This is a genomic window from Cyclobacterium lianum, assembly GCF_900143075.1.
GTDB lineage: Bacteria > Bacteroidota > Bacteroidia > Cytophagales > Cyclobacteriaceae > Cyclobacterium > Cyclobacterium lianum.
Genome location: NZ_FRCY01000006.1, coordinates 95,138 through 109,292 on the forward strand (window position 1 = coordinate 95,138; position 14,155 = coordinate 109,292).

Consider the following 14,155-nt stretch of genomic DNA (forward strand, 5'->3'; position numbering starts at 1 on the left):
CTAGCTGTGGGGTTTCACCGGCTGAAATCCGCATTCCCTGCATTCGCTGACTCCCGTAAAACAATAAAACACATTACCCACTAAATGTTTGTGCAAAACAGATTTTTATGATAAGCTACTAATAATGAACCAGGTACGGAATGGGATTTGGAAGAGATGGCCGCTCAGCAAGATTTTACTGGCGATTATTGGGGCTTTGCCGGGAGGATTTGCTATATTGAAAAGTCATAGAAAACCTTTAATCTATTTTTCAATCCATGTTAACCAAAGATCAAAAGCAACAAATAGAGCATCAAGGCATGCCCCTTGATAAAGTGGAACTCCAGATTAAAAATTTTGAAACCGGGTTTCCTTTCCTGGATATCCAGAAAGCTGCACAGATAGGAGATGGCATCAGGGTGTTGGAGGATCAGGCGCTCCGCAAAGCCGTTGATGAGTATGTTGAAAAGTCCGGTGATAAGATAATTGTAAAATTTGTTCCTGCCAGCGGTGCAGCCAGCAGAATGTTTAAAAATCTATTTGCATTTCTTGAGGAAGACAGTCCGGCGCTGGAAAAAGACGATTTTGTAAACAAATTTATAACAGAAATTGAGTCATTTGCATTTTATGAGGATTTGGACAAAAGTCTGAAGTCAAAAGGCAGTAGCATCAAAGCATCCCTTCAATCCGGCAGGTATGCTGACATTATCAAACATCTTCTGACCGATGAGGGCCTCGGCTATGGAAATCTCCCCAAGGGTCTGCTGAAATTTCACAATTATGCGTCCGGAAGCCGTACCCCGGTAGAGGAACATTTTGTGGAAGGAGCCCAGTATGGAGTCGGCAAAGAAAACATGGCCAGGTTACATTTTACTGTTTCTCCAGAGCACCAGGAAAAATTTGAAGAAAAGATCGAGGTAGTAAAACCTGTCATGGAGAATGAGTATGGGGTAAAATTTGAAATCAGTTTCTCTCAGCAGAAAAAATCAACGGATACAATTGCGGTGGATTTGGACAACAGGCCTTTCATCGAAGATGACGGTTCCATACTTTTCCGGCCTGCAGGACACGGAGCCCTTCTGGAAAACCTAAATGACATTGATGCAGACCTGGTTTTTATCAAAAACATAGACAATGTGGTGCCAGATCGCCTCAAATCCACTACCACCACCTACAAAAAAGCCATCGGAGGTATACTCCTCCATGCTCAGGAAGAGACCTTTAAAGCGCTTAAAGATCTTGATCTGGCCGTAGATGAGGTTTCTGTAGACCGCGCAGCAAAGGTATTTACAGATGTGCTGGGAGGTAAATTGCCTGCTACTTTCAGTGAAAAAACGCTGGCAGAAAAAGCTTCCTTTTTGCGGAGAAAACTCAACAGACCCATCCGCGTCTGTGGGATGGTCGAAAACACAGGCGAGCCGGGTGGCGGTCCTTTCTGGGTAAAGGAAGCAGATGGCACCCTTTCACTTCAGATAGCCGAGACCGCTCAGCTTGACCTTGACGAGCCCGGGCAGAAGAAAATATTCCAGTCATCCACCCACTTCAACCCTACCGACCTGGTCTGTGGCATAAGAGACTACAAGGGAAATGCATTTGATTTGATGGAATTCAGAGATCCGAAAACGGGATTCATAACGCAAAAATCCAAAAGCGGAAAAGACCTGAAAGCCCAGGAATTGCCAGGACTTTGGAACGGTTCCATGGCTGATTGGAATTCGATCTTTGTAGAGGTTCCGCTCATTACCTTCAATCCGGTAAAGACCATCAATGATTTGCTTAGAGATGTCCATCAGTAATCCTGCTGTATCCCAACCACTATACCTACACTAAGAAAAACAACATGTCTAGAACTAATAAATTCATACTCCTGCTGGTATCGGCGGTACTTGTCCAATTCCCCATTTGGGCCCAAATAGGTGTGGGTGCGGCGGCACCGAAGGGGGCAGAACAGCTCTTTAACGGAAAGAAGCGCTCCCTGCATAAAAACTGGACCTACTGGGAAGGTCCAAGGCTCGCAGCGACTTTACCGATAAAATGGGAAATCGTGGCCGACCCGGTAGATAAAGGCACGGCAGTAAGCTCCAATGACCCTGCCGGCGCAGGGGGCAAATATGGCGCTGCTGATATTGTCACCAAACAGAAATTTACAGATTTCAGACTTCATGTAGAATTTCTGATCAAAGAGGAAGGGGGAAATAGCGGTGTCTACCTGCAAAACAGATATGAAATTCAAATTCTGGATGGGGACAGCACCGATCATGGTATGGCTGCGGTGATCAATGAAAAAGCGGCCCCCTACCACGTTTACAAGGGCATTGGTAAATGGAACGCCTATGACATACAATTTCGTGCGGCCCGGTTTGACGAAAACGGAAACCTTACTGAGAAAGCCATGACGACCATCTATTTCAACGGACAAAAAATCCACGAAAATGTAGCGATACAGCAGGTCTGGGGAGGACCCAATTCTGGTCTGGACGGGGGGAGAGATGGCGGAAAAGGCATCACCAATCGCCCCGGCGGCATTAAACTGCAGGCAGAAGGACACGATGTGCTTTTCCGGAACATCTGGATCCAAAGATTGGAACTGGAAGCGCCGGATACGGACTTCTGACCGGCGAAGCCAGGCAGTTTGATGATGGTAATGATGTTCTCTTGCAGGTAATTTTCCCGGCCAATCTGCTATGTCCCGGAGAAGAGGACAGCTTACCCGAAAAAATTGCTGGTATTTGGCTAAAGGCCGATCCTGGCAGTATTTTTGAGCTTCAAGGAATAAAACTCATTATGAACTTTAAACGTATATTCGGACCCTTTTTGACCATCCTGGGTTTGGGAGCACTCATTTACGGGTCCTATCTTTTTTTGGCGCCGGAAGACGCTGACTGGAAAACGATCCTGGTACTCTTTGTTTTGGGCTTCGTTTTTTTCAGTTCGGGCCTTGGCTTGCTGAAGACGACCAAAGACAGGGGTTAACAAGGAATGTCGTAAGCCGATTATTTTTAACCTTTCGTATAAAGGAGCCCGAGGGTAGTTGCAAGTTTGGGCAATAAACCTTATGTTGAGTATCAATTATACTTTGCTCAGCATTATCCAATGAAAACCCAAAAAATACCTGTAATTGGCTTGCTTCTCGCTACCTATGCCTGCCAGCCACCAAAGCCAACAACCTCTACGGTGGAATTGCCCGGAGAGCGGATTTCAACTTACGTAGAAGAAAGCCCAGACCCCATTTATGCCGAACATGTCAGGAGCACGGAGTTTCAAAGTCCTGAGGATGAAATGGCAGATTTTATCCTGCCACCGGGATTTGAGATAAGTCTTTTCGCTTCTGAACCAGACATCAGTAAACCCATTAACATGGCTTTTGACGAACGGGGAAGATTGTGGGTAAGCCAGTCCTCCGAATATCCTATCAAAGCCGGGGAGGGTGAAGGAACTGACCGGATCAGCATATTGGAAGACAGTGACGGAGACGGGAAAGCAGATAACATCACGCATTTTGCCAATGACCTGAATATACCCATAGGGCTTTTACCTATAAAAGGTGGTGCTGTGGCCTTCAGTATTCCGAATGTATACAGATTTTACGATACAGACGGGGATGATAAAGCTGATCACAGAGAAGTGCTGCTGGGTCCGTTTGAAACCAAAGACACCCATGGCATGGTCAATAACCTTTTCAGGGGACTGGACGGATGGATACATGCTTCTCATGGGTTCAGTAATATATCCACTGTGGCGGGAAGTGATGGAGATTCGGTACGGATGGTCTCCGGCAACACCTTCCGGTTTAAACCAGACGGAAGCCGTGTAGAGAAAACCACAGATGGAAGGATCAATCCCTTCGGGTCAGACCTGGACGAATTGGGTTATCATTACTCTGCAGACTGTCATACCCTACCCATCTATCAGTTGATCCGGGATGGAAATTATACCCAATGGGGCAAAAAGGAACCAAACCTGGGTTTTGCCCCCACCATGATGGATTATGGACTCAATTCCACCGCCTTGTCAGGACTGGTTTATTACACAGACAATCAGTTTCCGGAAGCCTATCAACACAGCTTTTACTCTGGTGATGTGGTCACCTGCAGGATCAGCAGAAGTACCATAAGTTTTAACGGCTCCACTCCGAAAGCCACACGGCAGGCAGATTTTCTGGTCAGCAAAGACCCCTGGTTCCGTCCCGTGGATATCAAAATCGGCCCTGACGGTGCCATGTATGTAGCCGATTTTTACAACAGCATCATTGGCCATTATGAAGTCCCCCTGGATCATCCCGAAAGGGACCGAAACAGTGGGAGAATTTGGAAAATCACCTATAAAGGACAGGAAAAAGAAGTCATTGACTGGTCTCAGGCAAGCATGGCAAGACTAATCGAGGCCTTGAAAGACAGGGTACTACACACCAGAATGGTGGCTACGGATGAGCTGGTGGACAGGTATGGAAAAGAAGCCCTGCCTGCCATTCAGAAATTTGTCAACCATAGAAAAACACCTTCAAGACAATTGGTTCAGGGAATATGGGCGCTTCACCGTCTGGGGGAACTGGAGAGAGAGCACCTGGACAAAGCACTGCAACATCCGGATCTATTGGTAAGGATTCATGCTCACCGAATTCTCGGCGACCGCCGGGAGTTCGATCCCCAACATTTTGAATGGACCCAAAAGGGATTGGAAGATGATCAGGCACATATCAGAAGGGTGGCAGCCGAAAATCTGATCGTACACCATGACCCCTCGCTGATCCGTCCGCTGATGACCACTTTGCTGGAAAGCAGCGCGGAGGACAGCCACCTGCGATACGCATTGAAACATGCCCTCTTCCGACATGCCCAGCAGGCAGAAATCATCCCTTTCATGGCCGGTGAGACCTGGACAGACCAGGAGTCAGATACGCTGGCACTCATTTTCTCCGATGTGCAATCAGCTGTTGCGGGGGAGTATTTGTTGCGCTATCTGCACGACCAAAAACCTCCTGAAAAGCGGGTTCTGCCCTACCTCACAGCCATAGCAGGTAATCTTCCGGCATCAAGAATGGAAATGGTGGTTCAGCTTGCCCAGAGAATAGATAGTGAGGGTATATTCGACTACCAGAAAGCAAAAGCCCTGAACCAGGGACTAACCCTCCAGGGGATAAATTGGCCCGAACCCGTCAAAAACTGGAATCTAACCTTAAGCGATAATATACTCCACGATTTAACGGACAAATCCAACAACTGGTCTGAATCAGAAATTGATCAATTGAATTTTGCCACTGAAATTTCCAGACAACTACGAATAAAATCCCACATTCCTTACCTTCAATCGCTGGTCGATAAAAACTATCTGGACGAGAATGTCCGCATTGCTGCCGCCAGAGCCTTGATGGAAACCGATCCCAACAGCCAGGCCAGCTTTCTGCAAAACAAACTAATCAATATTGACAACAACTTGGGTTTTCGCCAAAAGATAGCAACGGCTCTGAATATCGATCAAAGCAAAAAAACCAGGGAATTGCTGGCTGAGGGAATGGACAATGCCCCTCAGGAATTACAGGAAACCATAGCTGCCTTACTTGCCAACAACAGGGAAGGGAAAAGTGAATTGATAGCCATCATAAGAGCAGGAAAAGCTCCTGCCAGAATTTTAAAACAAAGAAACGTAGAAGAAAACTTCCTGGTAAATGCCTCGGAGGCACAACTGGAAGCTTTCGAACTGCTGACAGAAAACTTATTACCCATCAGCGAAGAAAGGCAGCAATTGATTGCAGAGCGGGTAGAAAACTTTGAGCAAGGCAATGGACAAGTACTCTCCGGACGCACATTGTATGAGCAGCATTGCAGCATGTGTCACCGGATAGAAGAAGGTGGAGCCATGATCGGCCCCCAACTGGACGGTATTGGGAATTGGGGACTCTCCGCCCTGGCCACCAAGGTTTTGGATCCGAATCGAAACATCTCTGAAAACTTCCGTACCTATACCTTAAAGCTCAAAAATGGGCAAACCCGATCCGGGCTGTTCCGACGTGAGGAGGGGCAGGTAATCGTGATGGCAGACCAGAGCGGACAGGAATTTTCGGTTTCCAAAAACGATATTGCCGAACAAACCGCCTCCACCATTACCCTGATGCCCGATTACTTCAGTACCACATTGAATCAGGAACAGTTCAATGATTTAATGAATTACCTACTTAGCCTTAGATAAGATGTTTATTCCAGCCTCCCCCTCCAGCAGAATTTCAGCCTCACTGACCATCCTTCTAGGAACGATTTTGCTCCACCCCAGTATGGCCAGGCAAGATGCATCCGGAGTTCCTGCATCAGAAATTTCCTTTCGGAAGCATACCCTCAGCAGTACCTTCCTGGCGGAAGGAGCCGCCATAGGAGATGTCAATCAGGATGGTTTGATGGACGTAATGGCGGGAGCCTTCTGGTTTGAAGCACCTGACTGGACCGCACATGAATTGGAGGAGCCCCAGGAATTTCACTACGACAAGGGTTACAGTAATGCCTTTATCAGTTATGGCATGGATGTCAATCAGGACGGATGGGTTGATTTTGTCCGCATTGGCTTTCCCGGTAAAGAGGTACAATGGTTTGAAAATCCAAAAAACAAACCCGGTCACTGGGAGGTCCACCTGATTTACGAGTCGCTTGGCAATGAATCTGCAGGCTTTTTCGATGTGGACAAAGACGGCATCAAGGACATTGTAGGCAGCATTCCGGAGACGGGAGAAATGGTCTGGTTCAGGGCACCTTCCCGCCCGGATGATCTGGCATGGAAAAAATACCCGATCAGTGAAAAGAAAAGTCCGGGAACGGCCCAATTTTCCCACGGCCTGGGGATGGGGGATATCAATGGGGATGGGAGAAAGGACCTGCTCATCACCGGGGGTTGGTGGGAAGCACCGGAAGATCCAACCAAAGGCCTCTGGGAATTTCATGCTGCTAATCTGGGGGAACCGGCAGCACAAATGTTCGTGCATGATTTTAACGAAGACGGCCTTCCGGATGTGGTTTCCTCCTCCGCCCATAAATTGGGTATCTGGTGGCACGAACAGAAAAAATCGGGACAATGGGAAACCCACCTGATTGACGAATCCTTTACGCAAACCCATGGGCTGGAACTGGTGGATATCAATGGCGACGGGCATCCGGATCTGGTAACCGGCAAACGCTATTTTGCCCATATGGGCAACGATCCCGGCGAATACGACACACCCTATTTATCCTGGTACGAGTTTAGGCCGGGGCCGGAACCTCAGTGGACCCAACATGTGATTGATAAGGATTCCGGCGTAGGTGTACATGTGATTACGGAAGACTTTAATGGCAATGGGCTGATCGATATTGTAGTGGCCAATAAAAAAGGGGTGTTTGTATTTGAACAAATCAGGGAGTAAATGAAACCTGTCCAGTTAGTTTCTAAAAAATCATAAAGATTATCTAAAGACTTTTGCGCTTGTTTTGACCATTCAATTCTTAAAGCCATTTCTGGTACCTTTTCCTAACTTCCTCATGTGAAACGGTTTGCCCTTCTTTTACCTGCTGTAGGCCTCTTTTTATGGAGGAAATTTGTTCGTCAGAAAGCTTATCCGCAAAATCTTCCTTTTCCTCTGCCAGAAGCTGTTTGATAAATTGTAGTACTTTCTCCTGCTGGGGTTGCTCCAGTTGAAGTAAGTGGCTTAACAACTCTTTTTCGATAGTTTTGCCCATAATGAAGTTTCCTTAATTAGTCAAATATAACGTTTTTTGTCCTTTCCAGTTTTACTTTCTTTTTCTAACGGATCATATTTTTCTCTCTGATTCTTATTTTAGGGTCTGCTGACAAAGTATAAAAATGCGGAAATAATGGGTAATTTGTCCAGTACCTTCTGTAGGATTTTCCATTAATTCATTCAAGAGTTTTCCATTTTGATTAACGTGGCTTTATCTCCTGATTTTAAAAGCCGATACAACCTACGGGTTTTTGATTTCCTCCAGCTGTGCTTTAAGCTGTTCTACCACACGTGGATAATCAGCATACAGGTTGTCCTTTTCCATGGGGTCCTCCCCTATCCGGTACAACTGCCCCCCGCGCCCACCCTTTTCAGGTTCCAGTCTGCCGGGGTAGGTAAATCCTCCCGATCCCAGTCCATCAATAAATTTCCATTCAGGCGTTCGGATCGCATACATGCCGGAAGAGGAATGATGTACCATTTCGGTACGCGAAACGAAACCGGTATCTCCCTGCAATACCCGTAAAAAACTGTAGCTGTCCACGGCTGCCCCTTCGGGTATTTCTTGATCCAAAAGATCGGCAAAAGTGGCAAAAAGATCGGTGAGACTGACCAAGCCCGGGTAAGTTGCTTTTTCCTTTATGCCTTTCGGCCAGGATATCAACAGCGGAACCCGGTGGCCTCCATCCCAGACATCTCCTTTCTGCCCACGCACTCCCCTGTTCGAATCGTGGCCGTACAATAAAATCTCTTCTTCCGGCCAATAGGCCCCATTGTCACTGGAAAAAATCAACAGGGTGTTTTCCAGCAATCCCTGTCGCCGGAGCTGCTCCTTCACTTTGGCTACCACCTGATCGATATCCATGACAAAATCTCCGTACACACCTGCTCCCGATTTGCCTTTGTGCTCCTCCGAGGGAAGCCAGGGGGTATGCGGGCCGGTCAGCGGCATATACAGAAAAAACGGGGTCTCCGCCGACTGGCGTTCAATAAAGGCCAAACCTTGCGCAGTAATTTCATCCAGGCAATCTTCTACCCGAAACGAAGGGCTCATCTCTCCCTGCCGCCACCAAACGCCTTTGTCCCAATATACGGCCTGATCGTTGCTGTGCTTTTTATCCCAGGAAAATTCGGTGTCTTCCCTGCGCCGGGGATACACGTCCGTAGTCAGGATCACTTCCGGATCCAGTATCCGGTGATTTTCCAGAAAAACATAGGGGGGAATATCCAGGGATGCCGGGTGGATGAAGGAATAGTCGAAACCAAAGTCGTTTGGTCCCACCTGTACCGGCTGGCTGTAATCCACATTGGAATGACCACTTTCAGCGTCCAATACGGCAGGTTTGCCATCCCTGGTTAGCCAATCCAGCCCCAGGTGCCATTTGCCTGCGATACCGGTGCGATACCCGGCATTTTGAAGCATGGTGGCCATTGAAATACGGTTTGTACCCCAGACAGGAGGGGTAAATCCTCCGATTCCCCGTGCCGCTTCGGGTGTCCGGAAAGCGTATTCTCCCGTTAACAAGCCAAACCTTGAAGGTGTACACACAGAGGCACTGGCATGGGCATTGGTAAAGGAAATGCCCTCAGCGACCATCCGATCCAGGGCCGGGGTTTCAATTCTGGATAGCGGATTCAGCGCCCTGACGTCTCCATAACCCATATCATCGGCAAAGATGATGACAATATTTGGGGGATTTGTCTTACTGTCAATGTGCTGTGCCTGGGCTGGATCTGGAAAGCAAACCATCAGGAAAACAAACAGAAATGCGGGCAAGTAGTATTTCATGGCTATTCAATTTAAAGGAACCGAAGTGGCGAGCGCAATCACCCGACCCTGGTCTCCCACTGCATTGTAAAAATGATAAGTAACTCCCTCCCAATGGATTACCCAGGGCTTATGGGCGTACATCGAATCATATGGCTCCGAGGGCGACACCAGGTCCTCCCCTTCCCAATCCGTCCAGTGAAGCAGATCGTAAGAGCAGGCAAACCGCTCGAAAGCCCCGGGTTTCCAGAAAGCACCAAAATAAAACATGACGTACAAATCGTCAATTTTCACAATCTGTGCATCTCCGCAAATTCCTTCTCCACGGGTAATGACGGGCTCATCCCCTATCCTTGTCCAATTTACCATATCTCTTGACCCTGCCATCCCAATACTTTCATAGGTTGCGGTATCACCTTTGGCATTGTAGTACATGACAAAAGGGTACCCGGTCAGTTCATCTTCATCGCGGATGATGTGGGACTTGTAGATTTTGTCCGTTTCAAACCACCGCGCGGAAGAATCCCCGGGAAGCAGGACCGGAGTAGCGATCCGCTCCCATTCTTCTGCCAATACCAGACTTTGCGATTTTGCCATGCCAACACCGAGCGTACCGGCTTCATAACCTTCCGTAGCTCCACCCAGATAGGACATCCAGTAATTGCCTTCATGCCTCGCCACCTCGTTTCCGGCTCCCCAATGGATATCGACAAGCGCCAGGTATCCTGCTTTTTGATTCGCATCCCAGGTACCCGGGGTAAATGAAAGCAGCCTGCCCTGCTCTTCCCAATCCAGCAGATTGCTGCTTTTGGCCAGCCAGGTTTCGTACCCCTTCCCATCAAAGACGATGTAGGTCATGTACCAATCACCTTCGTACCGGAAAATAGTAGGGCTGTCCACCAGTTTTGAAGTATCGCTGTGCTGAAACACCACACCGTACTTAAATGGGGTTTTGATCCGTTCATACATCTCCTGCATGCGTTCTGCCGACACATCGGCAGGAAGCTGAGGGGAAGGCTTGCAGCAAACCCATCCCCAGCAGCATAACGTAAACAATAGTAATTTCTGAATACGATTCATCAACAAGCCTTCTAAAGCTTGTAATACTCCTCCCAGCCTTTTCTCGGCGGCACGCCTGCCAGCAATTGATTGGCCAATGCGTGATTGGTAATCTGCTTCGATTCCCTGTCAAATTTTAAATGGGCTTTGAGTCGCTGAGAAAGGACTCCCAAGGTAAACACCTGACTCAAGGGCCCGGCAATGTCAAAGGATGACCTGCATTTTTCCTCTCCTTTGCAGGCTTTGAGGAAATTCGCGAAATGATTGGAGGGGCTTTCCATCACCTCTGGCAGTCTCGATGCCATGTCTCTTGCTGCATCCTCAGGTATTATCGACAGGGTGCTGCCGTGCGATCCCCCTTTGAACGTAAGGTCTTTTCCATAGATGATTTTTCCAGGGTTGAGCTTCGCCGGCTGCAGTTGGCCATCACTTGGAGGTGGAATATTCGGATCCAGTTCGGAAACCCCATACCCCTCCGGCACCGGTGGAATATTTTTCTGTCCGTCATACCAGGTTATGGTCATGGCTGGCATGTCTTTCCGTTGCGGGAATTTAAAATCAAGGGTAGTTTCCATCGGGAAGAAAAAGGTATTGTGTCCGTCCAGACGGGTAGGAATGATTTCTTCGGGAAGCCCCAGATCCAGAAATTCATGGGCAGTATCCATAATATGCGCTCCCCAATCACCCAGAGCACCCATTCCAAAGTCGTACCAACACCTCCATTGCCCATTCACCAGATCCTCATTGTAAGGATGCTCATGTGCCGTGGTGTGCCAGGTGTCCCAATCCAGGGTATCTGGTATGGGTTGCTTTTCGGGAAAGGAAATGATATTGGTATCCCAGCCGTGCCACCTTCTGCGCCCATTCATGTGAGCCGTCATTTTGGTGACATCCTTGATTATTCCTGCATCTTTCCAGGCTTTAAATTGAAAATAATTGGCTTCCGAATGTCCCTGATTTCCCATTTGGGTGGCCACCTTGTATTTTTTAGCCCCATCCATCATCAATTGCACCTCTTGAAAAGTTCTGGCCATGGGCTTTTCTACATAAACATGCTTCCCGAGTGACATGGCCAGCATGGTAATGGGAAAGTGAGAAAAATCAGGTGTACCGACGCTTACTGCTTCGATATCCTTCCCCATCTTGTCAAACATTTCCCTGAAATCCTTAAATCTTGGTACATCAGGAAACATTTTCATGACCTCCTCTGTATGGGGAGCCCCCATGTCGGTATCGCATAGTGCCACGATGTTTGCCAGGCCGGTTTCATGAAGGGATTTGGTGATACTACCCCCCCTGTGGCCGATACCGCAGCAGGCCAGATTGACCTTGTCACTCGGGGCTATATGACCTAGAGGTTTCCCCATTACAAAGGAGGGAATCAGGGTGATGCCCGCAGCACCTAATGCGCTGTATTTCAGGAATTCTCTTCGCTTATTGTTCATTTTTCTATTTGATGGTTATTTCGAATTGTCTTATTGATCCCGGCAAAGACCGGTTAAAGTTGGTCAGATGTGTTTCTGGCCTAATGATATTACAATCATGAATTTAGAGGAATTACCGAGATTTACCGCAAAAAATAATGCATTACTTTACATTAAATGTTTGAATAGGGCATAAAATGAACTTAAATTTCGGGATGTTTAGTCGGTACACATTCTTTTCAATTCTTATTTCAGGGATTATCAGCTATTCCTGCGGATCGGGTACCGGCGACCAGGAGCCTGGCTATCAACTTCTGATATTAGACACGCTATCCATCGGTTTTCAGGGAGAAATTCATGCCGGAGATTTTAGAGACGGCAGGGGTGTCATTTATAATTACAGATCAGGGGAATATTTGACTTTTGACAGTGCTGGCAGTGTATTGGCACGAAACAGGATTCCGGCGCAGGGAGAAAATGGCTTGTTTTATGTCAATGCCCTGGAATTCACAGATGAGGGAGAAATACTGGCACAATCCATAAATGGTGAAATAGGCCTCCTGGATCAGCAACTGCAGCTTAAGGAGAAAATTATTATGCCTTTTCCCAATGGCAGCATAGAACTGAAGAGAAATGTAAGTACCCTGCAAAAATGGCGGGACCAGCTGCTCCTCTTTTATCCTGGCAGGGACAGCAAGAGCCCCTACCAAATGGGATACTACAGGGACAATCACCTGCTTGAAAAGCTAGACCTCTCGACGGGAAAAAGCAGTCCGTTCCTCAAACTCTCTCCGGAGAGCCAGTACCAGAAAAACCTGCATTTCGAACCTCCTACGGCTCTGATCAGTGTCTCGGGAGACCAATTGTATTTTGCTTTCAATAAAGAACCCCTGGTTCATCTGTATGATCTGTCCGGGCAAGGTGCCCTGCAGGCCTCTGTTGCCCTGGAAGCCAAAAAATTTGTACAGGTGGAAGGGCAGGAAATCCCCCTTGGTAACGATGGCTCGGTATTGGCTGAAGGAGAAATTACAGGGCTCTTTGCACTCGACAATGGATTTGCCGTGACTTACTTTGAAGGCCTCGAAAACCTACCCAACCAGCCCAATACCAGTCCGCCGGGGCAGCAATTAAAAATACACGACGAAAAAAATGGCTGGACGGGATCGGTGGAGTTACCTATCGAATTGCTGTTTGTCCTTAATTTTGAAGGGCCGGATCTTCCTTTTTATGGCATCATCAATCCTGTATTTACGAATAATAGCACCAATACGGTAAAAATACTTAAATTTCAGATTCAACCTATCCCTAAATCATGACGCGCATTATGAATAAAACAATACATTCGCCTACCGCTCTGCTGTTGTTGCTGTGCAGCTTGTTAATTGCTTGCTCGCCAGCCAGTGAGCAACAGGAAGAAGAAATCAACATAAAAGATGGATGGAGGAGCCTCTTCAATGGCAAAGACATGGAAAACTGGCGAATAAAAATTGCCAAACATGAGCTGGATGAGAATTATGCCAATACTTTCCGGGTAGAGGACGGATTGCTTAAGGTTAGATATGATGGCTATGATGCCTTTGACCGGCAATATGGGCATATTTTCTACGATGAATCCTTTTCGTACTATCTTTACAGAGTGGAGTACCGGTTTGTAGGAGAGCAGGCCCCCGAAGGAGAAGGGTGGGCGTTGAGAAACTCCGGGGTCATGTTGCACGGTCAGGATCCTGAAACTATGACCAAAGACCAGGATTTCCCCATTTCGATTGAAGGGCAGCTATTGGGTGGTGACGGAGAAAATCCAAGAACCACCAGCAATCTCTGTACGCCGGGGACCAACGTGGTGATGGATGGCGAGCTCTTCACCCCTCACTGCGTCAACTCCAGCTCCAAAACCTATCATGGGGAGCAATGGGTAACTGCTGATTTTCTGGTATTGGGTGATTCTGTGATTCACCATATACTGGAGGGTGATACGGTGCTTACCTACTACCAACCCCAAATGGGCGGAGGAAATGTCAGCAACCACAATCCAGAAATAAAAAAAGACGGGCAATTGATCTCAGCCGGTTTTATTTCCCTGCAAAGCGAAAGCCACCCGATAGATTTCAGAAGGGTAGATATCTTTGACCTTTCTCCCTATCAGAATGACCCGGCCAAACTGGAAGAGGTACTGAACCTGCTGAAAAATGAAGAATAAAAGTAAGGGGTTTACGAACAGCCCCTTAT

At 47.5% G+C, this 14,155-nt stretch carries 11 protein-coding genes; 7 read left to right on the top strand and 4 right to left on the bottom strand.

The features are described 5' to 3' along the window. Nucleotides 1-257 precede the first annotated feature (257 nt). From BUB19_RS11720 to BUB19_RS11740, 5 genes are all read left to right on the top strand, one after another. Nucleotides 258-1,775, top strand: coding sequence for a DUF4301 family protein (locus BUB19_RS11720; protein ID WP_073094745.1), 1,518 nt, complete (start codon nt 258-260; stop codon nt 1,773-1,775). A 44-nt stretch (nt 1,776-1,819) separates the two neighbouring features. Further along, nucleotides 1,820-2,593: a 3-keto-disaccharide hydrolase gene (locus BUB19_RS11725; RefSeq protein ID WP_073094746.1), complete on the top strand. Its 774-nt coding sequence runs from the start codon at nt 1,820-1,822 to the stop codon at nt 2,591-2,593. Between the two features lie 170 nt (nt 2,594-2,763). Continuing rightward, nucleotides 2,764-2,952, top strand: coding sequence for a hypothetical protein (locus tag BUB19_RS11730; protein ID WP_073094898.1), 189 nt, complete (start codon nt 2,764-2,766; stop codon nt 2,950-2,952). Nucleotides 2,953-3,072: 120 nt separating this feature from the next. Next, a complete protein-coding gene (locus BUB19_RS11735; RefSeq protein WP_073094747.1) occupies nt 3,073-6,165 on the top strand; it encodes a PVC-type heme-binding CxxCH protein in 3,093 nt (1,030 codons plus the stop codon). 1 nt (nt 6,166) lies between these two features. Continuing rightward, a complete protein-coding gene (locus BUB19_RS11740) occupies nt 6,167-7,363 on the top strand; it encodes an FG-GAP repeat domain-containing protein (protein WP_073094748.1) in 1,197 nt (398 codons plus the stop codon). A 79-nt stretch (nt 7,364-7,442) separates the two neighbouring features. On the opposite strand, the gene BUB19_RS11745 is transcribed toward BUB19_RS11740, so the two are convergent. The 4 genes from BUB19_RS11745 to BUB19_RS11760 all read right to left on the bottom strand — a co-directional run bounded on the left by BUB19_RS11745 (nt 7,443) and on the right by BUB19_RS11760 (nt 11,950). Then, nucleotides 7,443-7,676: a hypothetical protein gene (locus BUB19_RS11745; RefSeq protein ID WP_073094749.1), complete on the bottom strand. Its 234-nt coding sequence runs from the start codon at nt 7,674-7,676 to the stop codon at nt 7,443-7,445. A 243-nt stretch (nt 7,677-7,919) separates the two neighbouring features. After that, nucleotides 7,920-9,467 (bottom strand): sulfatase family protein, encoded by a 1,548-nt coding sequence (locus BUB19_RS11750; protein WP_073094750.1) that lies wholly within the window; start codon nt 9,465-9,467, stop codon nt 7,920-7,922. Between the two features lie 6 nt (nt 9,468-9,473). After that, complete coding sequence (locus BUB19_RS11755; protein ID WP_245802839.1) at nt 9,474-10,526, bottom strand: glycoside hydrolase family protein; 1,053 nt, start codon at nt 10,524-10,526, stop codon at nt 9,474-9,476. An 11-nt stretch (nt 10,527-10,537) separates the two neighbouring features. After that, complete coding sequence (locus BUB19_RS11760) at nt 10,538-11,950, bottom strand: Gfo/Idh/MocA family protein (RefSeq protein ID WP_073094751.1); 1,413 nt, start codon at nt 11,948-11,950, stop codon at nt 10,538-10,540. A gap of 176 nt (nt 11,951-12,126) precedes the next feature. Here BUB19_RS11760 and BUB19_RS11765 point away from each other — a divergent pair, with 176 nt between their 5' ends. Continuing rightward, complete coding sequence (locus BUB19_RS11765; RefSeq protein WP_143156013.1) at nt 12,127-13,245, top strand: hypothetical protein; 1,119 nt, start codon at nt 12,127-12,129, stop codon at nt 13,243-13,245. Between the two features lie 8 nt (nt 13,246-13,253). Further along, entirely contained in the window at nt 13,254-14,126 is an 873-nt protein-coding gene (locus tag BUB19_RS11770; protein ID WP_073094900.1) for a 3-keto-disaccharide hydrolase, read from the top strand. The last annotated feature ends 29 nt before the right edge of the window (nt 14,127-14,155 follow it).